The organism is Bradyrhizobium sp. USDA 3311 (assembly GCF_054062495.1).
In genome coordinates, this window is record NZ_JBSSFI010000001.1 from 4,571,157 (window position 1) to 4,595,510 (window position 24,354).

The following is a 24,354-nucleotide window of genomic DNA, read 5'->3' on the forward strand; positions in this document are numbered from 1 at the left end:
CATCCAAACGAAAACGGAGGCCGCGAGGCCTCCGTTTTTTATTCGCGATTGGCTTGAGTGTTACCCCAGCCGTCCCGCCGCGTGCGCGAGCAGCGTGTACACCAGGCCGGTCTCCGAGGTCAGGTGGCCGCGCAGCTCCTGCGGGCCGCGGCCGTCGCGGGCGACTTCGTCGAGCAGGCGTTCGAACTCAGCGACATAGCGGTCGACCGTGCCCTTGAAGTTGCGGTCGGCGCGATACTTGCGGGCGACCTCGTCGAAGGCCTTCTGGCCGGCGGGCGTGTAGAGGCGCTTGGTGAAGGCCTTGTTCTCGCCGCGCTGGTAGCGGTCCCACATCTCGGCGGCGAGGTTGCGGTCCATCAGCCGGCCGATGTCGAGCGACAGCGATTCCAGCGGATTGCTGCTACCTTGCGGAGCCTGCGGCTGCGGAGCCGGTGCAGGCTGGCGGCCGCGCGGGGCCTCGCGGCCGTTCGGAGCGCCCTGGTTGGCGTCGGTGCGGTTCAAGAGGTCCGACAGCCAGCCGTCGCGGCCCTGGTCGTTGCCAGCCGGCGCAACCGGCGGAGCTTCGGTGCGGCGCGAAGTGGCCGGCATGCCGAGGTCCGGCGGCGGCAGCGTCGAGGCGCTGCCGGTGTCGCGCAGGCGGGTCTCGGTGCTGCGAGCGCCGACGGCCGCCAGCAGCGGCTCTTCCTGGCGCTGCACGCTGGCGCGGCCCGCCGTCGAGACGTCGAGGCCACGGCCATGCTGGGCCACGATGCGGTTGAGCTCGGCGAGGGCCTCGATCTGGTCGACGATCACCTTGCGCATCTGCGCAGTGCTCTCGGCGGCCTCCTGCGGCATCTCGAGCACGCCGCGGCGCAGCTCGTTGCGGGTGGCTTCGAGCTCGTTGTGCATCTCGAAGGCCATCTGCTTCATGCTGGAGACGAGGTTGGAGAACTTCTCCGTCGACTGCTTGAACATCGCATCCGCCTCGTCGGTGGTCTGGCGGTAGATGTCGTGCATGGCGTCGAGGGTCTGCCGGTGCTCTTCCTCGGAGGCCGCGCGCACCGCCTCGAACTGGCGGGTGATTGCGGCGGAACCTGCGCCGGCGGTCTCCGCGACGACGCGGGCGATGTCGCGGGCGCGCTCTTCGGCCGCGGCCAGCGATTCATCGAGCAGGCCGGTGAAGCGCGACAGGCGCTGGTCGAGATCGGCCGTGCGCAGGTCGATCGTGGTGACGAGCGATTCCAGCGCCTGCTTGCGTTCGGCGAGCGAAGCGGTGGTGTTCTTGTTGCTCAGCTCGACGACCTGGGCGGCCTCGACGAGCGCCTTGCCGTGCGCGTCGAACTGGGTGGACAGCTCGCCGAGATCCTGGAGCGCCCGCGTGGTCTTCGTGTTGAAGACGTTGAGCTGGTCTTCCAGGTTCTGCGTCGCAGCGCCGTTGCGCGAGGTGACGTCGTTCATCGCCGAGACGAAGTCGGCAACGCGCGTCACCAGCGCCCGCTCGAGCGAGTTGAGGTTGTCGTGCGCACCGGTCAGCACCTCCTGGAGGAGGATGTTGCCTTCGCGCAGACGCTCGAACAGGGCGACCGTGTCGGTGCGCAGGATCTTGCTGGTCTCCTGCATCTCGGTGACGGCCGCGATCGAGACCTGGCGCGACTGGTCGATCGCCGCGCGCGAAGCCTGCTCGAGGTCCTTGAGCGACTTGCCGACCGCGCCGGTGGCCATCTCGCTCGCCGCATTGATGGTGCGGGCGACTTCGGAGCCGTTGCCCATCATCGTCTGCGAGAACGCATGGCCGCGCGTCTCGATCGACTTCAGCGCGTCCGAGGTGACGCGGTCGATGTCGAGCGTGAGCTGGCTGGTCTTGGAGCCGATCGCATCGACCAGGGCGCCGCGCTTGGCGTCGATCATGTTCGACAGACGGTCGGCCTGCTGCTGCACGTAGGTGACGATCTCGTCGGTCTTGCCGGTCATGGCCTGGCCGAAGCTGCTGCTGGCGGCGAGCACGGAGCGCTCGACGTCGGCCGAGCTCGACTTGACCCGCGAGCTCGCCTCGTTGGAGGCGGAGATCAGCGCGTTCTGGGCGTTGAGCGCGCTGGTCTGGATGTCGTTGGTCGCGTTCGCGGTGGCCGCGCTCAGCGCGCGCTCGATCTCGGTCGAGATCGTGCGGATCTGGCTCGCGGCATCCGCCGAGGTCGAGGTCAGCGAGGTCTGCGCCTCACGCGCGCTGTTGAGGATGGTCGAGGCGGTGTCGGCGCCGACCGCGGTCAGCGTGCGCTCGATGTCCGTGGTCAGCGACTTGATCTGGCCTGCCGCGTCCGTCGAAGCGGAGATCAGCGTGCCCTGGGCCTCGCGCACGCCGCTGGTGAGCGCCTCGATGGTGGCGCCGCCGGCGGTCGCCAGCGCGCGCTGCATCTCGGCCGCGAGCGAACGGACCTGGCTGGTCTGTTCGGCCGAGACCGCGAGCAGGGTGCTCTGGGCGTCGCGGGCGCTGGTCGTGATCGTCTCGGCGGTCGACTGGCCGACCTGCGAGAGCGAACGGTGCACTTCGGCCGCGAGCGACTTGACCTGGCTCGCCGCATCCGAGGACGCCGTGACCAGGGTGTTCTGCGCCTCGCGGGCGCCGGTCGTGATGGTCTCGGCCGTCGCGGTGCCGGCCATCGAGAGCGAACGCTGCACGTCCGAGGACAGCGCCTTGATCTGGTTGGCGGTCTCGCTGGAGGCCGCGATCAGCGCGCTCTGCGCATCGCGGGCGCCGGCGGTGATGGATTCCGCCGTGGTGGCGCCGGCCAGCGACAGCGAGCGCTGCACGTCGGCGGTGAGTGTCTTGACGTGGGTGGCGGCATCCGAGGAGGCGGTGACGAGCGTGGTCTGCACCTCGCGGGCGCCGGCCAGGATCGAGGCTGCGGTCGCAGAACCGGCCGCCGACAGCGTGCGTTCGACGTCGGCCGCGAGCCCCTTGATCTGGTTGGAGGCATCGCCCGAGGCGGCAACCAGCGTCGACTGCGCTTCGCGGGCGCTGGTCAGGATCGAGTTCGCGGCACCGGTGCCGACCGCGGTCAGCGCGCGCTCGACCTCGGAGGAGGTCATCTTGAGCTGGGCGTTGACGTCGGAGGAGACCGTCATCAGCGACTGCTGCGCCGTGCGCGCCCCGGTCTGGATGGTCTCGCTGGTGTTGACCACGAGGTTGGTGAGCGAACGCTCGGCGTCCTCGACATGCGAGCGGATCGCGGTCGAGATCATCTCGGCGCGGGACATCATGTCCTCGCTGGCCTGGCGGCCGCTGCTCTCGATGCGGCCGGCGACTGCCTCGACGCGCGAGCCGAGCAGGTCCTCGAACTGCGCCACGCGCACGTCGATGTCGCTGGCGACCGAGCCGACCTTGGTCTCGATGGCCTGGTGGATGTCCTGGAAGCGCGCCGTGACCGTGTCGGTCAGGTGCATGCTGCGACCGTCGATGATCTCGGTGACGCCGGTGATGCGGCGGTCGACCGCCTCGATCGCCTGCGCGGTGCCGTCCGTGAGGGTCGAGGTCAGGAGGCTGAGGCGCGAGTCGATCGACTGCACGGCCTGCGAGGCGCCGTTCGTCACCGCGCTGGTCAGGTAGGTGAGGCGGGAGTCGATGGATTCGAGCGCCTGCGACGCGCCGCCGGTGAGCGTGGTCGTGAGGTGCGTCAGGCGCGTATCGATCGTCTGGATCGTCTGGGATGCGCCGTCGGTCAGCGTCGTCGTGAGGCTGGTCAGGCGGGAGTCGATGGACTCGAGCGCCTGCGAGGCGCCTCCGGTCAGCGACGTCGTCAGATGGGTGAGGCGGGAGTCGATCGACTGGATCGCCTGCGCGGCACCGTCGGTCAGTGACGCGGCGAGCGTGTTGAGACGTCCGTCGATGGTCTCGGTGACGGACCTCGCGCGGGTGTCGAACGACTGTTCGAGCGCGGTGACGCGGCCGCCGAGCTGCTCGTCGAAGGTCTTGATGTGGCCGTCGATCGTGCTGTCGAGGCTGGTGATCTTGCCGTTCAGCGAGTCATCGAGGTTGGCGACGCGTTCGCCGACCGTGGTCTCGAACTGCATCAGGCGCTGGTCTAGCACGGCCGTGATCCGGCCGCCGTGCGAGGTGAAGCGGGTGTCGAAATTGTCGACATAGGTCTTCAGCGTCTCGGCAATGTCCTGCGTGCGCTGGCCCATGCGCTCCACGACCTCGCCGCCGAACGTCTTCACGGTGCGGTCGAACTCGGAGATGTGACGGGTGATCAGCGCGCCCAGCGTGCCGGAATCGCGGGCGAACTTCTCGACCAGCTCGGTGCCCTGGTTCTTCACCAGTTCGTCGAACGCGCTCATCTGGAGCGACAGCGAGTCGTGCGCGGTCTCGGTCTGGCTGACGACCTTGGCGACCAGGGTGTTGACGGTGGCGTCGAGCGCGTCGCTCGCCTTGTCGCCGGAGGTCATGATCTGGTTGGCGAGCCGGTTGCCGGCATCGTCGATCTTGGCGGAGAGGTCGTTGGAGCGCAGCTCGAGCTCGAGCAGCAGGGAGTCCGACGAATTCTTCAGGCTGTCGTGCACCTGCTCGGTGCGCTCGGAGATGCCGTCGACGATCGCGGCGGAGCGCTGCTCGAACTCGCCGGTGATGCGGTCGATGCGCTCGTTCAGCATCTCGTGGACGCGGTCGGCGAGGTCGACGAACTCGTCGTGGACGTGGCCGGTCTTGAAGTTGAGGCTGGTGGTCAGCCGCTCGCTGGCGTCGAGCACGGCGCGCGTGGTCTCGTTGCTGGCTTCCTCGAGGCGGTCGAGCAGGTCGCCGCCGCGCTCGCCGAGCGCGAGGATCATGTTGTCGCCGGCATTGCTCAAGGCGCCGGTGATGTGGGCGCCGCGCTCTTCGAGAGCGCCGGTGATGCTCTTGGCGACCTCGTCGACGCGCGAGGCGATCGCGTCCGAGATCAGCGCGATGTCGTGGCGCAGGTCGATCTGCACGCCGGAGATGGCGCTGCGGACCTGCTCGGCCTGGCCGACCAGGTTGTCGCGCTGATGCGCGATGTCCTGGAGCAGGGCGCGGATACGCACCTCGTTGTCGGAGTAGGCGCGCTCCAGCGCTGCGACCTCGTTGGCGACCAGCGTCTCGAGCTCGCCGGCGCGCGCGATCGCGCGCTCGATGCCGTCGCCCATCGCCGCGACCTCGCGGCGGATGGCCTGGCCGACGGTGACCATGGAATCGGAGGCCGAGCCTTCCGGCTCGGAGAAGCGGATCGCAACCTGCGCCATCGCCTGTGCGATCATGCGCATTTCCTGGCCGCGCCAGACCAGGCTCGCGAGGAAATAGAACAGCATGATCGGCGCGAAGAACATCGCGATCAGGCCGGCGATGACGAGCACGCCGCCGCTCTGGCCCATGGCGGCCTGGATCGAGGGCAGGAAGCCGACGGTCAGCGCGGCGCAGGCCGCGAGCCAGACGCCGGCGAAGATGGTGGCGAAGGTATAGACGCTGCGGGCAGGGCGGCCCTTCTGGAGCGCCTGGAGCAGCTGGCCGATGGTCTCGCGGTCGTCGTTGGCGGCGCGGCGCGTCGAGCGCGGCTCCTCGATCGTATCGAACACGGTGGCCCGCTCGTTCGCGGCAGGGCGCGGCTCGAAGCTCGGCTCGTCAAAGATCGGGGGCTCCGGGGGCGCCACCGAAGACGCCGTTTCGTTGCGCATCGAGGCGTTGCGGCTGGTGTCCGCAGCGGTGTCGCTGATGTTCAGGGCTTCCTGGATCGCAGAAAGCGCAACTTCTGTCGGGTCTTTGACCTTTTTCGGAGTGTTCGCCATGTTCAGTCCGAGCCCTCGTTACTTGTACGCGTCCCCCCGCGAGCCCCGCGCGCTACGCAAGCCCACAGACCGGATCATGCCGCTTGCGCGGATCTTTCAGCCGTCCCCACCCGGACGGCTTGTCCGCCAATTTCTCCAACATCCTATTGGCAGAGCGTCGCGAATGAAATGCCCGCGATTAAGACAATCTTAATCATCGTTAACAGGATCGGGCCGTAACGCCTTAGCAATAAATGCAATTCTCCACTGGACTCGGCCGATTGCGGCAACTTTTCGTCAATAAACGGGCGGATTTGCGTAAAGCGGCCCAAACATTTCGTTAACCATTTCCATGCTTGGCTAGGAGGAACCGCACCGCCGAACCGGCGGAACCGTCGCGCGATGCCGGGGTCCTGCGCCATGACGCCTGAACTGCAACGGATGGAATGGATGCCCTCGCCCCCGCTTGCGCCCGTCGACAGCCCGCTCGATCTCGACCACCTCTCCCGCATGACGCTCGGCGACGCCGAGCTGGAGCAGGAAGTGCTCGCAATGTTCGCCGAGCAGGCGGTTCGCCTGCTCGCCGCGATGACCAATTTGCCGGCCGAGGCCGGCGCGCTCGCGCACAAGCTCAAGGGCTCGGCCCGCGGAATCGGCGCCTTTGCGGTAGCGGATGCCGCCGCTCACCTGGAGACCGCGATCCGGACCGGCCACGACCGGCACCACGCCTTCGCCGCGCTGAAGGAGGCCGTGGCCGAGGCCCGCGCCGCCATCGAGGCGATCCTGAAGCACTAGGCCGGCAACCCCGCAAACGGCGGTGTCTCTAGTCTTTTGTTTTGACGCGTTTTCTGCCCGCAAACCGGGATCCAGCTCGCATCAAAACGCTATGGCGCCGGGCTAACCGACCCGTTATAGGACAGCCCGGACCCTCCTTCATTCCCAACATCGCGGCAGCACGAGCACACATGGCCAAGATTCACTTTGTCGACCACAAGGGCGAAACCCGTACGGTGGAAATCGAGAACGGCGCAACCGTGATGGAAGCCGCCATCCGCAACAGCATTCCCGGCATCGAGGCCGAATGCGGCGGCGCATGTGCCTGCGCGACCTGCCATGTCTATGTCGACGAAGCCTGGCGCGAGAAGGTCGGCAGCCCGACGCCGATGGAAGAGGACATGCTCGACTTCGGCTTCGACGTGCGCCCGAACTCGCGCCTGTCCTGCCAGATCAAGGTCTCCGACGAGCTCGACGGGCTGGTCGTGTCGACGCCGGAACGCCAGGCCTGATCCGACCGTCCCCCTGCATCAGGTGCCAGGCGGCGCGACCTCGATGCCGCGCTTGTGCCAGGGTCTGAGCTTCTCGACGATCTCCGCGGCCAGCGGCGCCGGCCGCCGCGTCGCCTCGTCGAGCATGACGCCGACCGACGTCGCCGAGGCGATGCATTTTCCCTGCGAGAACACGACCTGCTCGAAGGTCACTGACGTCCGTCCCAGTTTCACCACGCCGAGGCCGAGCTCGATCGTGTTCGGCCAGTGCAGCTCGGCGCGGAAATGGATGTCGAGCCGCACCATGATCCAGGCGAGGCCCGGCGGCGTCAGCCCGTAGTCCGGGCTCTTCATCAGGGTGACACGGCCGGTCTCGAAATAGGTGGCATAGACCGCGTTGTTGACGTGCTGGTTGGGATCGAGATCGCCGAAGCGGACGTTGTCGCTGAGGCGGTAGGGGTAGTCCTCCAGGCGCGGCGTCGTATCGAGGCGGCTTGGTGCGTTCACCGATTGATCTCCGTCATATCCAGCCTCGTTACAGCCCAGTTATTTTGACCCGGCAAGTGGGCGCGGTTGCGGGGCGCTCCCGCTTTTATGCCTTCCCTGATCCATCCCCGTTGGCTAGACAGGCAGGGTCACCTCGGCCCAAAGGGCGCCGTCCAACCGATAACGATAAAGAGACGACATGAGCGACGTGATCAAAACCGATGTGCTGATTATTGGCGCCGGCCCCTGCGGTCTGTTCGCCGCCTTCGAGCTCGGCCTTCTCGATATGAAGGCCCATTTCGTCGACATCCTCGACAAGGTCGGCGGCCAGTGCGCCGAGCTCTATCCGGAAAAGCCGATCTACGACATTCCCGGCATTCCGCATGTTTCGGGGCAGGGGCTCACCGACGCGCTGATGGAGCAGATCAAGCCGTTCCATCCGACCTTCCATCTCGGCGAGATGGTCGAGACGGTGGAGAAGATCGGCGATCCCGCATTTCGCTGCACCACCGATGCCGGCAAGGTGTTCGAATGCAAGGTGCTGGTGATCGCGGCCGGCGGCGGCTCGTTCCAGCCCAAGCGTCCGCCGGTGCCGGGCATCGAAGCCTATGAAGGCACCTCGGTGCATTACGCCGTGCGCAAGATGGAGACGTTCCGCGACAAGAACGTGCTGATCGTCGGCGGCGGCGATTCCGCGCTCGATTGGACGCTCAATCTGCATCCGGTGGCCAAGCGCATCACGCTTCTGCACCGTCGCGACGAATTTCGCGCAGCCCCTCACAGCGTCGAGCAGATGCGCGCGCTGGTCGCGGCCGGCAAGATGGATCTCCGGCTCGGCCAGGTCACTTCGCTCGCCGGCACTGACGGCAAGCTGACCGGCGCGACGATCAAGGGCAACGACAACAACGTCACCGAGATCGCCTGCGATGCCATGCTGCCGTTCTTCGGGCTGACCATGAAGCTCGGTCCGGTCGCGAACTGGGGCATTGCGTTGGAGAACAATCTGGTGCCGGTCGAGACATCCGCGTTCGAGACCAACATATCAGGCATCTTCGCCATCGGCGACATCAACACCTATCCCGGCAAGATCAAGCTGATCCTGTGCGGCTTCCACGAGGGCGCGCTGATGTCGCAAAAAGCCCATCGCTACGTCTATCCGGAGAAGCGGCTCGTGTTCCAGTACACGACCTCGTCCTCCAGCCTGCAAAAGAAGCTCGGGGTCAGCTGACCGCGAGCGGGGCGGGAAGGATGCCCCATGTTTCTGGTGCTGGAACCGTTCGCGAAATCGCCGTAGTCTGCGGCCATTCCAGTCGTGGAATAGCAAGGTGATCATAATGCGGAATCCGTTTCCCAGCTTTCGGCTGCTCTCGCTCCTCACGCTCGCGCTGTCGCTCGGCGCGGTGAGCCCGGCTGCGGCGCAAGCCCCGGTTGCGACGTCGGCCCAGCCAACCGCCGCAGGGCTCTGGCAGAAGGTCGAAGACGGCAAGACGGTGGGATGGTTCCTCTTCGTCGACCACAACGGTGTGTTCGAAGGCGTGATCGCCAAGACGTTCCCGCGGCCCGGCGACGATCCGAACGAGGTCTGTGCGAAGTGCACGGACGATCGCAAGAACGCGCCGGTGCTAGGCCTGTCCTTCATCCGCGACATGAAGCGCGACGGGTTGAAGTATGATGGCGGTAACGTGGTCAATCCGCGCGACGGCAATATCTGGAAGGCCAAGATGACGGTGAGCCCCGATGGCCAGACCCTGACCATGCGCGGCTTCCTCGGCATCTCCCTGTTCGGCAAGGACGAGACCTGGACGCGCCTGCCGGACGCCAACATCGCGCAGGTCGATCCCGCCATCGTCGCCAAATATCTGCCCGCACAGGCCGCAGCGACCAAGCCCGCACCCGCGCCCGCGGCGAAGAAGGGCGGCGCAATGATGGCGCCGGCGCCGAAGCAGTAGGCTGCGGCACTCTTAGTTCCGCCCCCATTGCATTTTTGCGAACAGTAGTCCCGTCATCCCCGCGCAACGGCTTCGCAGTTGTGCGGGGGTGACGGTGCCTCAATGCCGAGGCGCGCTAATACGTCCGCGCCTTCTTGCACGGCGCATAGAAGGTGCCGTTGCCGGCAACGACCCGCTCGAGGCATTGCCGGGGATCGGTGATCTCGCCGTCGACCTGGAAATAATAGGCCTGCGTGCCCAGGCTCAGGACGTAATGTCCGGGCGCAAGTTCGAGCTCTGAATCGCCGGTGTGAAGCTCGTGCATCTCGGGTGTCCCTGGAATCGGTGACACCCGGAACGGATAGGCGAAGTTGCGGATGACGCCGACGTCGTCTCCGCCATTCAGCGTCTTGCCTGCGGCGTCGGTCGAAAACTCCCTGGCGATCTTCGCCACGACCCGAACCTCGACGCGTTCGGAAATCGCATGTGCGGCGTCGCGGCGGAACACGATGAATTTGACGCGGCCGTTCGGCAGATGCGGCCGATCGGGCTTCTTGAACTCCGGTGAAATCGCGACGCGCATGTCCGGCGCCATGACGCCGGTCGCATTCAACTCCGCCAGCGATTTGTCGTCGATCAAGGCGTAGACGCCGTAGTCGGTTGGAAGCACGCGCGTCGGTTTCAACGGCGGTGCGACGGCGGTCACCATTTCCGGCTTGCTGACCGTGATCGTCGTCTCCGGTCTGGGCGGGACCAGCGCGATCTCCTGGGCCTGGGACGAAACCAGCCGGCGCAGCGCGGCGATATGGTCTCGCTGCGAGATGAGAAGAACGATGGCGCCGGCGGCAAGCAGGATGGCCCCCGTACGCTTCATCACCGGCCAGAGCGGACCTGAGATCGCAGGCCGCCTGGATGTCTCGATCGCCGATCGCAGGACGGGAGCGTCGGCGGACAGAAGTGGGCCGCCTGTCTCACCCGCCTTCGCCGATGTGAGTTGATGTTGCGGCAACCGCTCCAGCGGCGCCTCTTCACGCGAGAACTTCTCGACCTCCTCGATTGCGACCTCGAGCGCCCGCTTCATCTGGTCGATGTTCTTGGCGTCGGCGTAGGTGAACTGCTCCTGGAGCTTGTAGCGGGCAAGATCGTAGACGAGCTGCCGCCTGAACTCCGGATCATCCTTCACCGTCTCCAGCATGCGCGAAATCACCAGCGCAAACTGCACCTCGTTTGCGGGCAAATCGGTCGCGTCCTGCTGGCCAGGGAGCAACTCTCTCGAACTCATAGCGCTGCCGGTCCAATGCCAGTCACGCCGTCACCTGATTTCTCTAATCGAAACAGCTGGTTAAACAAATGCGATAGGTTTCGCGGCCACGTTCGTACACGTTGAGGTGCGACAAGGAAAGCCTCGAAAATGCGCGACAAATCGCCGGCACCCGGAGCATGCAGGACGTGCGTGCCGACATGGGCAACACCGTGCGAGCAGTAGTTCTCCGGAATGCGCGCTGGCGCCGGATTTGCATAGCTGTCGCAAAGCCGCTGGGGAGCGAGTCGCCGTCTCCACGCCTGCCGCCACCGTGCGGAGGGCCGACGGCGGCGCCTGTCCCTCGCGGCGCTGATTGCGATCTGCGGGAAGACGACATGCGACTTGCCAGACTATGTGCGGCGGCGCCGCTGGGGCTGATGGCGCTGCTTGCGACCTCGGCGCTGGCGCGCGACGACGGCCGCTACGCCAACTCGCCGCTCAAGCCCTGGTTCGAGAGCCTGCGCAGCGAATACGGACAATGCTGCTCGGATGCCGACGGCTACGTGGTCGCCGATGTCGATTGGGAATCCGACAAGGGGCGTTACCGTGTGCATCTCGACGACGAATGGGTGGTCGTGCCCGACGGTGCCGTGATCACCGAGCCGAACAAGATCGGCCGGACCATGGTGTGGAAGCACTATATCGACGGCCATCCGCGCGTGCGCTGCTTCATGCCGGGCAGCATGACGTAGAAACGTGCGAGCGCCGAACTCCTGACGGCGCGGAAGAGGTTCGTCATGCCCGGGGCTCGTCCCGGGCATCCACGTTCTGAGTGGCCTCGGCAAGACGTGGATGGCCGGGACGTGCCCGGCCATGACGTTGTGGAAACTTCAGCTCAACGATGCGATCGTTGTCCGGTGACGGACGCTTAGCGCGCCTCGCTCGCCGAACCGGCGCTCGCGAGCCGCTTGACCCGCGGCGACAGCACCGAGACTTGCGCGGGCGAGGCGGGCATGCCGGCGACGGTCATCGCGGGCGAAGCCGACTGCTCCTCGACGCCGGCGCCGCCGAGCACCTGCACCTGCGTTGCCGAGATCGGAAACGACTTCATTTCGTAAGAAGGAAGCTCGCCGGCGAACGCCCCGGCCGAGCTCGCAATCATCGCGCCGGCAATGGCAATCATCGAGAGAACACGCATTGGAAAATCTCCGTGAAAGATGGCAATCGGAGGTTTGGTCGCATCGATGTCGCAACAGGTTCGCTGGTGTGCGAGCATTCGATCGCCGCCGGCGCTCTATTTGATTGCGTGATGCGACAGGCGCGAAACGCGGAAGAAGTTTTCCGCGCCAATGTTTCCGGACGGTTTCACGGAAGGGCCGAGGCGATCGCTAGCGCGTTTGCAGATCGAGCTGCCGGGACCTGGTCGTCGCTGCGGCCTCGGGAAAGCACAGGCGCATCGTCGTGCCGCGGCCGGGCTCGGAGGAGATGACCAGCTCGCCGCCGTGGGCGGCCATGATCTCGCGGACGATCGACAGGCCGAGCCCGGCGCCGTCGCCCGCGCTGTTGCCGGTCTGAAACGGCTCCAGCAACTTGTGCTCCGCATCGTCGGGCAGGCCCGCGCCGTCATCGTGGATCGAGATGCTGCCGCGATCGAGCGTGGCGGTGATGCGTCGCGCGCCGCGGGCGTGGATGAGTGCGTTGCCGACGAGATTGGCGAGCGCGCTGCGGATGGCGGCGTCCACGCCCTGCACCAGCAACGGTCCCTGGTCGGCCCGCTCCAGCGCAAGCTCTATGCCGGCGTCCAGCGCCGAGGGGCCGAAATCGGCCAGCACGTCCAGCGTGATCTCGGCAAGGTCGATCGGCCGCTTCTCGATCGCGTGATTTTGCAGGCGCGCGAGGTCGAGCATGGCGGACACCAGCGAGGTGAGGCGGCGGACGTCGCGCACCAGCTCGACCTTCAGGGCTGGATCGGGCACGTCGTCGATCTTCGCGCGCAGCAGCGTCAAAGGCGTGCGGAGCTGATGGGTGGCATTGCCGAGAAAGCGGCGCTGCATCCTGATATAGGCGTCGATCTCGCCAAAGGCGCGGTTCAGCGCCTCGACCAGCGGCTTCAGCTCGCGAGGGACCTCGCACAGGGAGATCAGACCTTGCGGTGCTGCAGGGTCGATTGCGAGCGCGCGAAGCGCCACCCGTTCGATACCGCGTGAGACGAAACGCGCGGCCAGCGCCGCGCCGACGGCAACGGTCGCGGCAAAGGCCAGCGCCAGCAGCGTGATCGAAAAGACACTGCGGATGAGAAAGTTTCTTGCAAGCCGGGCGAAACGGACGTGAGGCTCGCCGACCATCATCGCGATCTGCAGCGAACCCCTTTGCACGACGGCGAGGCAGAAGGTGCTCTTCTGGTCGAGCGTGCTGAAGACCGATGAGCCGACAGGCCCGTGATAGGGAAACGCGAAGGGGAGGGCCGGCCGGCGTTCGCTGCCGTACTCGCTGACCATGTCGCCTGCGGACACGACGTACCAGAGGTTCGGGCTGTCCGCCTTCAGCTCTTCGAGGGCGGGGGTCGGGCGCACCGTCAGGTTTTGCCCTTCGACCATGGTGGCGCGATCGAGAACGGCGGCCACGACCCGGCAAGCCCTGAACTCGCGTTCCTCCATCGGATAGCGCCAGATGAAGAGGCCGAGCATGATCAGGAAAATCGTCGTCGCGGCGATGCCGAGCGACAGCGCAAAGGTCCGGGCGATCGACGTCATCGCGGCGTTGCCAGCCGCAGGATGTAGCCGATGCCGCGCATGCTGCGGATCTCGACGTCGCCGCCGAGCGCGGCCAGCTTCTTCCTGAGGCGTGAGACCTGCGCTTCGAGCGTGTTGGATTCGATCTCGTCGTCGAAACCGTAGATCTCCTCGATCAGGGCGGCGCGGGTGATGACGCGGTCGCGGCGCATGAGGAGCGCTCCGAGGATCAGCGCCTCGCGTCGCCGCAGCAGGATTTTGGTGTCGGCGACCACCGCCTCGTTGCTGCCGAGATGCAGCTCGACATTGCCGAGCGACAGCACCGCGGGTGCGAGCAGGCGAGGCCGGCGCAAGACGGCGCGCACTCGCGCAATCAATTCCTGCGGCTCGAACGGCTTGCCGAGATAGTCGTCGGCGCCGCCGTTGAGGCCGTCGACGACATCCTCCTTGGCGTCCTTGGACGTCAGCATGATGATGGCGGGGCGTTCCGGCGACCGGCTCAGCGCCGTGACCACCTCGAGCGCATCGCCGTCCGGCAGCATCCGGTCGACGATGGCGAGATCGTATTTGAAGTTGTCCAGCGCCTGCCGGGCATCGGCAATCGAGCCGACAAGGTCGACGACGCCGTGCAATTGCCCGAGCAGGCGGCTGACATAGGCGCCGATCTGCGGTTCGTCTTCGATCACGAGGGAGCGCACGCGGGTCGTCCTTGACTCTGCTGGGGCAACAAAACCCCGACCTTGACGCTCCCTGGCCGAATTCCGGCAGTTCGGTTCGTGCGCGAGGTTCCCTTTAAGGCAGCGAGCTTGGCGAATAAAAGGCAGGGACGAGAGCGCTCACCTCGCGCGCGGTCAAAGTTAGGAGCGTGAACGTGGCCCGGGCAATGTTCGGGCAATGTTGATCCGGCGGCGCATCTGGCGCGCGGAATGTCGCAGGGACGGTTGCCCGTTGCAATCTTGGGGCAATTTTGCCGGATCACATGCTGGGCTCCTGACCACACCAGTCGACCGGCCAGCAGGGCCGGTCCGGGGCCCCGTAATGAAGCATCTTGACGAAGCCGCTCTCGATCATGCGACGCGCGCGCAGCAGAGCTTGCTGAGCGTATTCCTTGCCGCACTCGGCGCGATCGCGATCCCTCAGTCTGCATCGGCGCAGACCGCGTTCACGCTCCCGGCCCCGCCGTTCGACCTGCCGATGCTGCCCTCGCCCTCCGGCAACTGGACCGTCATGGTCGGCATCGGCGGCGAATACACGCCAGACTTCGTCGGATCGGACAACGGAAAATTCCGCCCGATCCCGATCTTTTCCATTCGCCGCGCCGGATCGTTCGACCAGTTTCGCGGCCCCCGCGACAGCGCCAGCATTGCGCTGCTCGACGTCGGCAATTTTCGCGCAGGGCCTGCGTTCAAATACGTCTCGTCGCGCAAGAGCGACAAATATTCCGAGCTGACCGGTCTCGGCGACGTCAAGGCCGCATACGAGCTCGGCGGCTTCGTCGAATATTATCCGGTCGACTGGTTGCGTCTGCGCAGCGAACTGCGTCAGGGCCTGGGTGGCCATACCGGCACCGTGGCCGACGTTTCCGCCGACGTCATTGTGCCGCTGATTCAAAGGCTCACGATCTCGGCCGGCCCGCGCTTCACCTGGAAGAGCACCAAGGCGACCGCGCCGTATTTCGGCGTCGATGCGGCGCAGGCGCTGGCGTCGGGACTGCCGACGTACGATGCCAGGGGTGGTGCGCACTCGGTCGGCTTCGGCAGCCAGATCTCCTATCGCATCAATCCCCAGTGGGAGGTCCATGCCTATGTCGAATACGAGAAGCTGCTTGGCGACGCCGCGGACAGTCCGCTGGTGAGGCTGCGTGGATCGTCGAACCAGACCACGATCGGCCTCGGTGCGTCCTATTCGTTCGACTTCAGGATTCGATAGTCGTCATGCGCCGTCATGTTGTTCTATGGATCGCCCTTGCGGTGACTTCCGTCGTCCTCAGTGCCGCCGCGGCGTTCGAGACGCGCGCGAGCCGGCTCCAGGCGATCAAGACCGTCGGCATCGTCTCGGCCATCGGCGAGGAGATGAGCCTGACGCAGGCCGGCCTGACCGCGCTCGGCAACACCGGGCAAAGCGCCTCGATCAGCGCGTGGGGGCTGGACGAGATGATCGTCCAGCAGGCGACGAGGCTGCTGAGCCCACGCTTCCGCGTGCAGGCCGTGAGCTACAGGCGCGCCGCGTTCGCCGCGATCAGGGATTCGGCGGTCGCGCCCGTCAATCTCCTGCGCAGCGATCCGTTCAAGGAGCTGGTTCGCAGCGATGTCACGCCACAGGGGCTGGATGCGTACATCGTCATCACAAGGGCAAGATCGAAGCTTGGAAACGGCCGCAACGTCGAGGGTGTCGGGCTCGCCGAATACCGGACGCTGCTTGCGGATTACGGTTTGATCCACGCGCTGTACGAGGTGCGTGTCATCGACGGCAAGTCATTCGACGTGATCGAGAAGCGGGCGGCTGCGCCGCTCGACAACACCGGCACCCTCCGGCTCGCCGGCCCGAGCGGGCCGGTTGACGAGACGTTCGGCGGTTCGGCTTCGGGCGAACGGCTGCGCGCGGCGATTGCGGACCTCATCACGCGCAGCCTGCCCATCACGCTGGGCGACATGCACCTGACCGACAGTCCGTGACTCTCAGGTCACCGGCGCCGGATTGAACAGCGTGAGGTCGTTGTGGATGCCCCAGCGATCCGACCACGGTTTTGTGCGGCCGGAGGCGACGTCGAGGATCAGGCGGAACAGGTCCCAGCCGCATTCCTCGATGGTCTTCTCGCCGGTGGCGATGCTGCCTGAATCGAAGTCGATCAGGTCCTTCCAGCGCCGCGCGAGCTCGCTGCGGGTCGCGACCTTGATCACAGGCGCTGCCGCAAGGCCGTAGGGCGTGCCGCGGCCGGTGGTGAACACCTGCAAGGTCATGCCGGAGGCGAGCTGGAGCGTGCCGCAGATGAAGTCGGAGGCAGGCGTTGCCGCGAACAGCATGCCCTTCTGCGTCGCCTTCTCGCCGGGCGAGAGCACGCCGGTGATGGCGGACGAGCCGGACTTGACGATCGAGCCCAATGATTTCTCGACGATGTTGGCGAGGCCGCCCTTCTTGTTGCCGGGCGTGGTGTTGGCGCTGCGGTCGGCGCCGCCGCGGGCTAGGTAGGAATCGTACCAGGCCATCTCGCGCACCAAGGCACGTCCGACATCCTCGTTGATGGCGCGTCGCGTCAGGAGCTGAATCGCGTCGCGCACCTCGGTGACTTCCGAGAACATCACGGTGGCGCCGGCGCGCACTAGGAGGTCGGCGGCAAAGCCGACCGCGGGGTTCGCGGTGACGCCGGAGAACGCGTCGCTGCCGCCGCATTGCAGGCCGATGACGAGATCGGAGGCCGGGCAGGTCTCGCGGGTGCGCTTGTTGAGAATCTTCAGGCGCGCTTCGGCCTGTGTCATGATCGCATCGACGATCGCGCCAAAACCGTCGAAGGCTTCGTCCTGCATGCGGACGATGGCATCGCTGATGCCTTCCGGCACCAGCCGCTCGGGCGCGAGCTTCTCGCAGCCGAGGCTGATGACCAGAATTTCGCCGCCGAAATTGGGGTTGAGCGCGAGGTTCTGCAGCGTGCGGATCGGCACCACCGCGTCGGGCGCGTTAATGGCGACGCCGCAGCCATAGGCGTGCGTCAGCGGCACGACGTCGTCGACGTTCGGGTATTTCGGCAAGAGCTCGGCGCGGATGCGCTTCACCGCATATTCCATCGTGCCCTTGACGCATTGCACGGAGGAGGAGATGCCGAGGATGTTCTTGGTGCCGACCGAGCCGTCCGGATTGCGGTAGCCCTCGAAGGTGAAGCCTTCGAGCGGCGGCAGCGGAGCGGGCACGGCGGTCGAGATTTCCAGCTTGTCGAGGGCAGGGGCCTCCGGCATGCGAATGCGCGCCTCATCCACCCATTCGCCGGCCAGGATCGGCGAGAGCGCGTAGCCGATCACCTCGCCATAGCGGATGATCGGTGTGCCTTCCGCGATGTCGACCAGCGCCGTCTTGTGCCCCTGCGGCACGAAGGCGCGCAGTGTCAGGCCGCAGGCGAAGCGGGAGCCGGCGGGAAGCCCGAAATCATTGACCACGATCGCGACATTGTCGCGCTCGTTGAGCTTGATGTAGCGGGACTGCTCTTTCGCTGCGACTGACTGGTCCATCTGCGCTTGCCTCCGAAATCGTAGGGTGGGCAAAGGCGCAACGCGCCGTGCCCACCGTCTTCACACCGAGCGTAAGTGGTGGGCACGCTTCGCTTTGCCCACCCTACGATGTCTCAACCCGGATAGGTATAAGCGGTCTTCACCGTCGTGTAGAACTCGCGGGCATAGGAGCCCTGCTCGCGGGCGCCGTAGCTCGAGCCCTTCCGGCCGCCGAACGGCACGTGATAGTCGACGCCGGCGGTCGGCAGGTTGACCATCACCATGCCGGACTCGCTGTTGCGCTTGTAGTGCGAGGCGTATTTCAGGCTGGTGGTGCAGATGCCGGAGGCGAGGCCGAACTCGGTGTCGTTCGAGATCGCGAGCGCTTCCTCGTAGTTCTTGGCGCGAATGACGGCGGCGACCGGGCCGAAGATCTCTTCGCGCGCAATGCGCATGTTGTTGTTGGCTTCGGTGAACAGCGCCGGCTGGAGGTAGTGGCCGGGCGTCTCGCGCTGGAGCAGCTCGCCGCCGAAGGCGAGCTTTGCGCCTTCGTCCTGGCCGATCTTGATGTAGCGCAGGTCCTGGTCGAGCTGGCTCTGGTCGACGACGGGGCCGATATGCACGCCGGCCTTGAGCGCGTCGTCCACCGACAGGCCCTTCAGGCGCTCGGCCATCGCGGCGACGAAGCGGTCATGGATGCCTTCGGTGACGATCAGACGCGAGGAGGCGGTGCAGCGCTGGCCAGTCGAGAAGTAGGAGCCGTTGACGGCGACCTCGACGGCGGTCTTGAGGTCCGCATCGTCGAGCACGACCAGCGGATTCTTGCCGCCCATCTCGAGCTGGAATTTCTTCATCGGGTTCGACAGCACGCAGGCCTGCGCGATCTTGCGGCCGGTCTGCACCGAGCCGGTGAAGGAGATCGCGGCGACGTCGGGGTGATCGAGCAGGGTCTGGCCGACCACGGAGCCGGAGCCGACGACGAGGTTGAACACACCCGCCGGAATGCCGGAGCGGGTGATGATCTCGGACAGCGCATGCGCCGAGCCCGGCACCAGCTCGGCAGGCTTGAACACGACCGTGTTGCCGTAGCAAAGCGCCGGCGCGATCTTCCAGGCCGGGATCGCGATCGGGAAATTCCAGGGCGTGATCATGCCGACGACGCCCATCGGCTCGCGGGTGAGCTCGACGTCGAGGCCGGGGCGGACGGATGCGCCCTTCTCGCCGATCAGCCGCAGCGCTTCGCCGGCGAAGAACGCAAAGATCTGGCCGGCGCGCGCGACCTCGCCGATGCCTTCGGGCAGGGTCTTGCCTTCCTCGCGGGCGAGCAGGCGGCCGAGCTCTTCCTTGCGGGCGAGGATTTCGAGAGAAATCTTGTTCAGCGCGTCGTAGCGCACCTGCGGGGTCGACTGCGCCCAGCCGGGGAAGGCGGCCTTTGCGGCTGCGATCGCCTTCTCGGTCTGTGCCTTGTCGGCCTTGGCATATTCGCCGACGAGGTCGTTGGTGTTGGAGGGGTTGATGTTCCTGGTGACGCCGGAGCCGTCGACCCATTCGCCGCCGATGAAGTTTTTCAGGATCGCAGTCATATCATTCCTCCAGGGAAAGTTTCTTACCGAACGAGGCAGGGACGCTTGTCGTCGAAGGTCCAGCCGGGGATCAGGTCCTGCATGGCAATAGCGTCATCGCGGGCGCCGAGTCCATGCTGCTTGTAGAGGTCATGCGCGGCGTCGATGGCCGCCCTGTCGATTTCGATACCGAGGCCCGGCCTGTCGGGGACCGCAATCTTGCCGCCCTTGATCCGGAGCGGCTCCCTGGTCAGCGCCTGGCCATCCTGCCAGATCCAGTGGGTGTCGATCGCGGTGACCTTGCCGGGGGCGGCGGCGCCGACATGGGTGAACATCGCGAGCGAGATGTCGAAATGGTTGTTGGAGTGCGAGCCCCAGGTCAGGCCGTTGTCGCGGCAGGTCTGGGCCACGCGCACCGAGCCCTGCATGGTCCAGAAGTGGGGATCGGCCAGCGGAATGTCCACCGCGCCGAGACGCAGCGCATGGGAGAGCTGGCGCCAGTCGGTGGCGATCATGTTGGTCGCTGTGGGCAGACCCGTGGCGCGGCGGAACTCGGCCATGATCTCGCGGCCGGAGAAGCCGGCCTCGGCGCCGCAGGGGTCCTCGGCATAGGCGAGGATGCCGTGCATGTCCTTGCAGAGGCTGACAGCCTCGTCGAGCGACCAGGCGCCGTTCGGGTCCAGCGTGACACGCGCGTTGGGGAAGCGCTTGGCGATCGCGGTGACGGCCTCGATCTCCTGCTCGCCGCGGAGCACGCCGCCCTTGAGCTTGAAATCGGCGAAGCCGTAATGATCGTGGGTGGCTTCCGCGAGCCGCACCACGGTCTCCGGCGTCATCGCCTCCTGATGGCGGAGGTTGAACCACTCCGCCTTGCCGGTCTCGCCCGTGACGTAGTCGAGCCTGGACTTGCTGATATCGCCGACGAAGAAGAGGTAGCCGAGCGTCTCGACGCTCTTGCGCTGCTGGCCTTCGCCGAGCAGCGCGGCGACCGGCAGGTTGAGATGCTGACCGAGCAGGTCGAGCAGCGCGGACTCGATCGCCGTGACCGCATGGATCATGACGCGCAGGTCGAACGTCTGCTTGCCGCGGCCGCCGGCGTCACGATCGGCGAAGGCGGTGCGGACGTCGGCGAGGATGTTGTTCATCGCGCCGACGGTCTTGCCGATCACGAGATCGCGCGCGTCCTGGAGCGTCTGCCAGATCTTCTGGCCGCCCGGCACCTCGCCGACGCCGGTGTGGCCGGCATTGTCGGTGAGGATGACGATGTTGCGGGTGAAGAACGGCGCATGCGCGCCGCTTAAGTTGAGGAGCATGCTGTCGCGGCCCGCGACCGGGATCACCTGCATCGCCGTGACGACCGGTGCGCCGGCGACTGGCGCGCCGGAGATGTCAGTCTGGGCCATCGCATGCTCCTCCCTGTTGTCTTGTTATTCTGCAGCCTGTTGTGACGATCGGATGGCGGGCAGCTTCTTGACCAGCGCGGTCAGCTCCGCAATCTCCTGCTCGGTGAGATCGGTCAGCGGCGGGCGGACCGGGCCGGAGTCGCGGCCGATCACCTTCATGCCGGCCTTGATGATGGAGACCGCATAACCCTTCTTGCGGTTGCGGATCGCGATCAGCGGCAGGATGAAGTCCTTCAGCCCGGCATGGATCGTGGCGTGATCGCGCTTGCGCACCGCGGCGTAGAAGTTGGTCGCGAATTCCGGAACGAAGTTGAACACGGCCGAGGAGTAGGTCGTCACGCCCATGTCGAGATAGGGCAGCGCGAAGGTTTCCGCGGTCGGCAGGCCGCCGATATAGGTGAGGCGGTCGCCGAGCTTGGTGTAGACGCGGGTCATCAGCTCGATGTCGCCGATGCCGTCCTTGTAGCCGACGAGGTTCGGGCAGCGCTCGGCGAGACGGGCGAGCGTGTCGGGCTGAAGGATGGCGTTGTCGCGGTTGTAGACGATGACGCCGATCTTCACGGCGGCGCAGACCGCCTCGACATGGGCGGCAAGGCCGTCCTGCTCGGAATGGGTGAGATAGGGCGGCAGCAGCAACAGGCCGTCGGCGCCGGCCTTCTCGGCGCCAACAGCGATCTCGCGGGCGATCGCGGTGCCGTAGCCGGTGCCGGCGAGGACGGGCACGCGGCCCTTGGTCTCCTCGACGGCGATCTTGACGATCTGCGGGACCTCGGTCGGCGTCAGCGAGAAGAACTCGCCGGTGCCGCCCGCGGCGAACAGGCCCGCGACGTCATAGCCGCACAGCCAGTCCATGTTGGCGCGGTAGGTCGCCTCGTCGAAGGAGTAGTCCGCCTTGAACGGCGTGACGGGGAAGGACAGGAGGCCCGATCCGATCGTCTGGGCCATTTCCTGCGGGGTCATCTTGCTCATGGGCGCGGCTCCCTAATTGCGTGTTGTGGAGGACGCAAGCCTGCGCGTCCATGCGCCGTGGTTTAGGAGACCGTTCGATGCGCGTCCAAGCCAAAGCCTATATCGACCGATGCGAAATCAGCATCAATCTTCCATGGTCTCCGCGGAGGACAATTCACCGGCGATTTTGACCAGCGCCGACAGCAGCGGATTCTCGTCGTCGCGGCGCCAGACCATGAACAGCTCGACCGGGACGCGCGTGCGCAATTTGAGCGGCCGCAGCCGCACGTCGGAGATCTTCAGGCTTGCGGCCGCGGCCGGCACGATGGCAAGGCCGAGGCCGGCGCGGACCATGGCGAGGATCGAGTGGATCTGGCTCAGATGCTGGACATAGCGCGGCAGCACGTCGGCGCGGGTGAACAGCGCCACCAGGAGATCGTGGAAGTAGCGGCTCTCATAGGGCGAATACATCACGAAGGGCTGGTCGTCGAAATCCTTGATGGTGATGCTGTCGGCGCTCGCCAGCGGATGCTTCTTCGGGATCGCGGCAAGCAGGGGCTCGGCGACGACGCGGCGGCTGGCCACTTCGGGGCGCGCGATCGGCGGCCTGAGCAGGCCGGCGTCGATCTGGCCGGAGCTGAGCGCCTCGAACTGGTCGCCGGAGACCATCTCCTTCAGCGAGAAATCGACTTCGGGCAGCTTGGCGCGGCAGGCCGCGACCAGCTCGGGGAGGAAGCCGTAGGCGGCCGCCGCCGTAAAGCCGATCTTGAGCGAGCCGGTCTTGCCCAGCGCGATGCGGCGGGCGACCTGCGAGGCGCTTTCCGCAAGCTTCAGGATGCGCCGCGCCTCCGGCAGGAAGCTGCGGCCGGCCGGCGTCAGGCGCACCGAACGGCTGGTGCGCTCCAGCAGCGGCGCGTCGATGATGTGCTCGAGCACCTGGATCTGCCGCGACAACGGCGGCTGGGTCATGTTCAGCCGCGCGGCGGCACGGCCGAAATGCAGTTCCTCCGCCACCGTGACGAAACAGCGGAGCTGGTTGAGGTCGAACATCGATACATGCCTTAGATGAATAAGGCGTTTCCCCGGCACTTCTAGCATCGATCATCCCCAAAACAAAGACGGCGGCTTTGTGAGCCGCCGTTGAGTTGCCTGGTCAAGCTCCCGCGGGAGCCCTCAGGAGGAACGTTTGAGCACCACCCGCTCGATCTTGCCCACCACGACGAGATAGGCGAACGCGGCGACCAGCGCATTGGCGCCGACGAACAGCAGCGCGCCATTGAAGGAGCCGGTCGCGGCCAGGATGTAGCCGATCACGATCGGGGTGGTGATCGAGGAGAGGTTGCCGAAGGTGTTGAACAGGCCTCCGGAGACGCCGCCGGCTTCCTTCGGCGAGGTGTCGGAGACGACAGCCCAGCCGAGCGCGCCGATGCCCTTGCCGAAGAAGGCGAGCGCCATGAAGCCGACCACCAGTGCATGTCCGTCGACATAGTTGCAGGCGATGATCGACATCGACAGCAGCATGCCGCCGACGATCGGAATCTTGCGCGCCATGGTCAGCGAACCGGTGCTGCGCAGGATCGCGTCCGAGATGATGCCGCCGAGCACACCGCCGATGAAGCCGCACAGCGCCGGCAGCGTCGCGACGAAGCCGGCCTGCAGGATCGACAGGCCGCGCTCCTTGACGAGGTAGACCGGGAACCAGGTCAGGAAGAAATAGGTCAGCGTGTTGATGCAGTACTGGCCGAGATAGACGCCGAGCATCATGCGGTTGGAGAGCAGCTGGCGGATGTGGTCCCACCCGGAGCCGGACTGAGGCGCACGTTCTTCCTTGGGCGCGTCGAGATCGACCAGCGCGCCGCCCTCCTTGATGTAGTCGAACTCCGCCTCGTTGATCCCGGGATGCTCCTTCGGGCCATAGATGGTCTTGATCCAGACGAGACCCATGATCACGCCGAGCGCGCCCATCACGAAGAACACGTAGCGCCAGCCGTAATCGTGGGCGATCCAGCCCATCAGCGGCGCGAAGATCACGGTCGCGAAATACTGTCCCGAATTGAAGAAGGCGGACGCGGTGCCGCGCTCGTTGCCGGGAAACCAGGCGGCGACGATGCGGGCATTGGCGGGGAAGGACGGCGCTTCCGCGACGCCGACAAGGAGGCGGAGTGCGAACAGCACGACGATGGCAGCGCCGGCGCTGAGGAAGCCGACCCAGCCCTGCATCAGCGTGAACAGCGACCAGACGATGATGCTGAAGGCATAGACGAGGCGCGAGCCGTAGCGGTCGAGCAGCCAGCCGCCCGGCACTTGGGCGATCACATAGGACCACCCGAAGGCCGAGAAGATCCAGCCCATCGCGACGGGATCGAGATGCAGCTCCTTGGAGAGCGCGGGGCCCGCGATCGAGAGCGTGGCGCGGTCGGCGTAGTTGACGGTCGTGACCAGGAACAACATGGTCACGATGAACAGCCTGACGCGAGACCTCCTCACGTCCGCTGCGGACACCACTGCGCTCATCACGCGCCTCCTTAGAACTCGAAATGTTTCCTCACCACGACTCCTAGAGGCGCGCGCGGCAAAGTGTCCAAGTTCAAGGGAGTATCGATCGATGCCGTTTTTGGATTGATGGAACGGCAGGTGGGAGGGAACGATCGTGAGGATGGAGACCGCGCTCGTCCCAATCGTCGTTCTGGCGAAAGCCAGGACGACTCGGGGAGAGAGAGTATTCGTACTCATAGCGCGTCATTGCGAGCGCAGCGAAGCAATCCAGAATCTTTCGGCGGATGGACTCTGGATTGCTTCGCTGCGCTCGCAATGACGGTGTGGAGAGCGCTCGCTCT

The 24,354-nt window shown here is 66.0% G+C and carries 20 protein-coding genes; 7 read left to right on the forward strand and 13 right to left on the reverse strand.

The annotated features are described in order from the left end of the window. Positions 1 to 60: 60 nt before the first annotated feature. Together ACVWW6_RS21620 and ACVWW6_RS21625 are read right to left on the reverse strand one after the other, a co-directional pair. Positions 61 to 5,772 (reverse strand): apolipoprotein A-IV repeat region-like domain-containing protein, encoded by a 5,712-nt coding sequence (locus ACVWW6_RS21620; RefSeq protein WP_028173246.1) that lies wholly within the window; start codon positions 5,770 to 5,772, stop codon positions 61 to 63. Between the two features lie 143 nt (positions 5,773 to 5,915). After that, on the reverse strand, positions 5,916 to 6,173 hold the full coding sequence (locus ACVWW6_RS21625) for a hypothetical protein (protein ID WP_456681376.1): 258 nt from the start codon (positions 6,171 to 6,173) through the stop codon (positions 5,916 to 5,918). On the opposite strand from ACVWW6_RS21625, the gene ACVWW6_RS21630 reads away from it, so the two are divergent. Together ACVWW6_RS21630 and ACVWW6_RS21635 are read left to right on the forward strand one after the other, a co-directional pair. Then, positions 6,172 to 6,546, forward strand: a complete 375-nt coding sequence (locus tag ACVWW6_RS21630) for an Hpt domain-containing protein (RefSeq protein ID WP_028173247.1) — start codon at positions 6,172 to 6,174, stop codon at positions 6,544 to 6,546. The two genes, ACVWW6_RS21625 and ACVWW6_RS21630, sit on opposite strands and share 2 nt — an antisense overlap. Positions 6,547 to 6,716: 170 nt before the next feature. Next, the gene (locus ACVWW6_RS21635; protein WP_011088626.1) at positions 6,717 to 7,037 is read left to right on the forward strand and encodes a 2Fe-2S iron-sulfur cluster-binding protein; all 321 of its coding nucleotides are present in this window, start codon (positions 6,717 to 6,719) and stop codon (positions 7,035 to 7,037) included. Between the two features lie 18 nt (positions 7,038 to 7,055). On the opposite strand, the gene ACVWW6_RS21640 is transcribed toward ACVWW6_RS21635, so the two are convergent. After that, the gene (locus tag ACVWW6_RS21640; RefSeq protein ID WP_060908223.1) at positions 7,056 to 7,523 is read right to left on the reverse strand and encodes an acyl-CoA thioesterase; all 468 of its coding nucleotides are present in this window, start codon (positions 7,521 to 7,523) and stop codon (positions 7,056 to 7,058) included. Positions 7,524 to 7,701: 178 nt separating this feature from the next. Here ACVWW6_RS21640 and ACVWW6_RS21645 point away from each other — a divergent pair, with 178 nt between their 5' ends. Together ACVWW6_RS21645 and ACVWW6_RS21650 are read left to right on the forward strand one after the other, a co-directional pair. Beyond that, positions 7,702 to 8,730, forward strand: coding sequence for an NAD(P)/FAD-dependent oxidoreductase (locus ACVWW6_RS21645; RefSeq protein ID WP_011088624.1), 1,029 nt, complete (start codon positions 7,702 to 7,704; stop codon positions 8,728 to 8,730). Positions 8,731 to 8,836: 106 nt separating this feature from the next. Next, on the forward strand, positions 8,837 to 9,451 hold the full coding sequence (locus ACVWW6_RS21650) for a DUF2147 domain-containing protein (RefSeq protein ID WP_028173249.1): 615 nt from the start codon (positions 8,837 to 8,839) through the stop codon (positions 9,449 to 9,451). Between the two features lie 115 nt (positions 9,452 to 9,566). Here ACVWW6_RS21650 and ACVWW6_RS21655 read toward each other — a convergent pair whose 3' ends face one another. Beyond that, positions 9,567 to 10,667, reverse strand: a complete 1,101-nt coding sequence (locus tag ACVWW6_RS21655; protein WP_271553913.1) for a hypothetical protein — start codon at positions 10,665 to 10,667, stop codon at positions 9,567 to 9,569. A 401-nt stretch (positions 10,668 to 11,068) separates the two neighbouring features. Between ACVWW6_RS21655 and ACVWW6_RS21660 the strand changes: the two genes are divergently transcribed. Beyond that, positions 11,069 to 11,425 carry a hypothetical protein gene (locus ACVWW6_RS21660; RefSeq protein WP_028173251.1) on the forward strand — a complete coding sequence of 119 codons (357 nt, stop codon included), beginning with the start codon at positions 11,069 to 11,071 and terminating at the stop codon, positions 11,423 to 11,425. A gap of 176 nt (positions 11,426 to 11,601) precedes the next feature. Here ACVWW6_RS21660 and ACVWW6_RS21665 read toward each other — a convergent pair whose 3' ends face one another. From ACVWW6_RS21665 to ACVWW6_RS21675, 3 genes are all read right to left on the reverse strand, one after another. Further along, the gene (locus tag ACVWW6_RS21665; protein WP_179883758.1) at positions 11,602 to 11,871 is read right to left on the reverse strand and encodes a hypothetical protein; all 270 of its coding nucleotides are present in this window, start codon (positions 11,869 to 11,871) and stop codon (positions 11,602 to 11,604) included. Positions 11,872 to 12,061: 190 nt separating this feature from the next. Continuing rightward, positions 12,062 to 13,426, reverse strand: coding sequence for a sensor histidine kinase (locus ACVWW6_RS21670; protein ID WP_456681377.1), 1,365 nt, complete (start codon positions 13,424 to 13,426; stop codon positions 12,062 to 12,064). Continuing rightward, positions 13,423 to 14,103, reverse strand: coding sequence for a response regulator transcription factor (locus ACVWW6_RS21675; RefSeq protein WP_028173254.1), 681 nt, complete (start codon positions 14,101 to 14,103; stop codon positions 13,423 to 13,425). Before ACVWW6_RS21675 ends, ACVWW6_RS21670 begins: the two co-directional genes overlap by 4 nt. Before the next feature lie 340 nt (positions 14,104 to 14,443). Here ACVWW6_RS21675 and ACVWW6_RS21680 point away from each other — a divergent pair, with 340 nt between their 5' ends. Both ACVWW6_RS21680 and ACVWW6_RS21685 read left to right on the forward strand, forming a co-directional pair. Then, the gene (locus ACVWW6_RS21680; RefSeq protein WP_038967744.1) at positions 14,444 to 15,334 is read left to right on the forward strand and encodes a MipA/OmpV family protein; all 891 of its coding nucleotides are present in this window, start codon (positions 14,444 to 14,446) and stop codon (positions 15,332 to 15,334) included. A 5-nt stretch (positions 15,335 to 15,339) separates the two neighbouring features. Next, positions 15,340 to 16,080: a hypothetical protein gene (locus tag ACVWW6_RS21685; RefSeq protein ID WP_011088616.1), complete on the forward strand. Its 741-nt coding sequence runs from the start codon at positions 15,340 to 15,342 to the stop codon at positions 16,078 to 16,080. 3 nt (positions 16,081 to 16,083) lie between these two features. Here ACVWW6_RS21685 and garD read toward each other — a convergent pair whose 3' ends face one another. The 6 genes from garD to ACVWW6_RS21715 all read right to left on the reverse strand — a co-directional run bounded on the left by garD (position 16,084) and on the right by ACVWW6_RS21715 (position 24,031). Next, on the reverse strand, positions 16,084 to 17,625 hold the full coding sequence (garD, locus tag ACVWW6_RS21690; protein WP_011088615.1) for a galactarate dehydratase: 1,542 nt from the start codon (positions 17,623 to 17,625) through the stop codon (positions 16,084 to 16,086). Between the two features lie 113 nt (positions 17,626 to 17,738). Continuing rightward, entirely contained in the window at positions 17,739 to 19,187 is a 1,449-nt protein-coding gene (locus tag ACVWW6_RS21695) for an aldehyde dehydrogenase family protein (protein WP_011088614.1), read from the reverse strand. 23 nt (positions 19,188 to 19,210) lie between these two features. Beyond that, positions 19,211 to 20,569, reverse strand: coding sequence for a glucarate dehydratase (gene gudD / locus ACVWW6_RS21700; RefSeq protein ID WP_011088613.1), 1,359 nt, complete (start codon positions 20,567 to 20,569; stop codon positions 19,211 to 19,213). Positions 20,570 to 20,593: 24 nt separating this feature from the next. Next, positions 20,594 to 21,538 (reverse strand): 5-dehydro-4-deoxyglucarate dehydratase, encoded by a 945-nt coding sequence (gene kdgD, locus ACVWW6_RS21705; protein WP_011088612.1) that lies wholly within the window; start codon positions 21,536 to 21,538, stop codon positions 20,594 to 20,596. A 123-nt stretch (positions 21,539 to 21,661) separates the two neighbouring features. Continuing rightward, positions 21,662 to 22,567 (reverse strand): LysR substrate-binding domain-containing protein, encoded by a 906-nt coding sequence (locus ACVWW6_RS21710; RefSeq protein ID WP_011088611.1) that lies wholly within the window; start codon positions 22,565 to 22,567, stop codon positions 21,662 to 21,664. 123 nt (positions 22,568 to 22,690) lie between these two features. Further along, a complete protein-coding gene (locus ACVWW6_RS21715) occupies positions 22,691 to 24,031 on the reverse strand; it encodes an MFS transporter (protein WP_028173261.1) in 1,341 nt (446 codons plus the stop codon). Positions 24,032 to 24,354 lie beyond the last annotated feature (323 nt).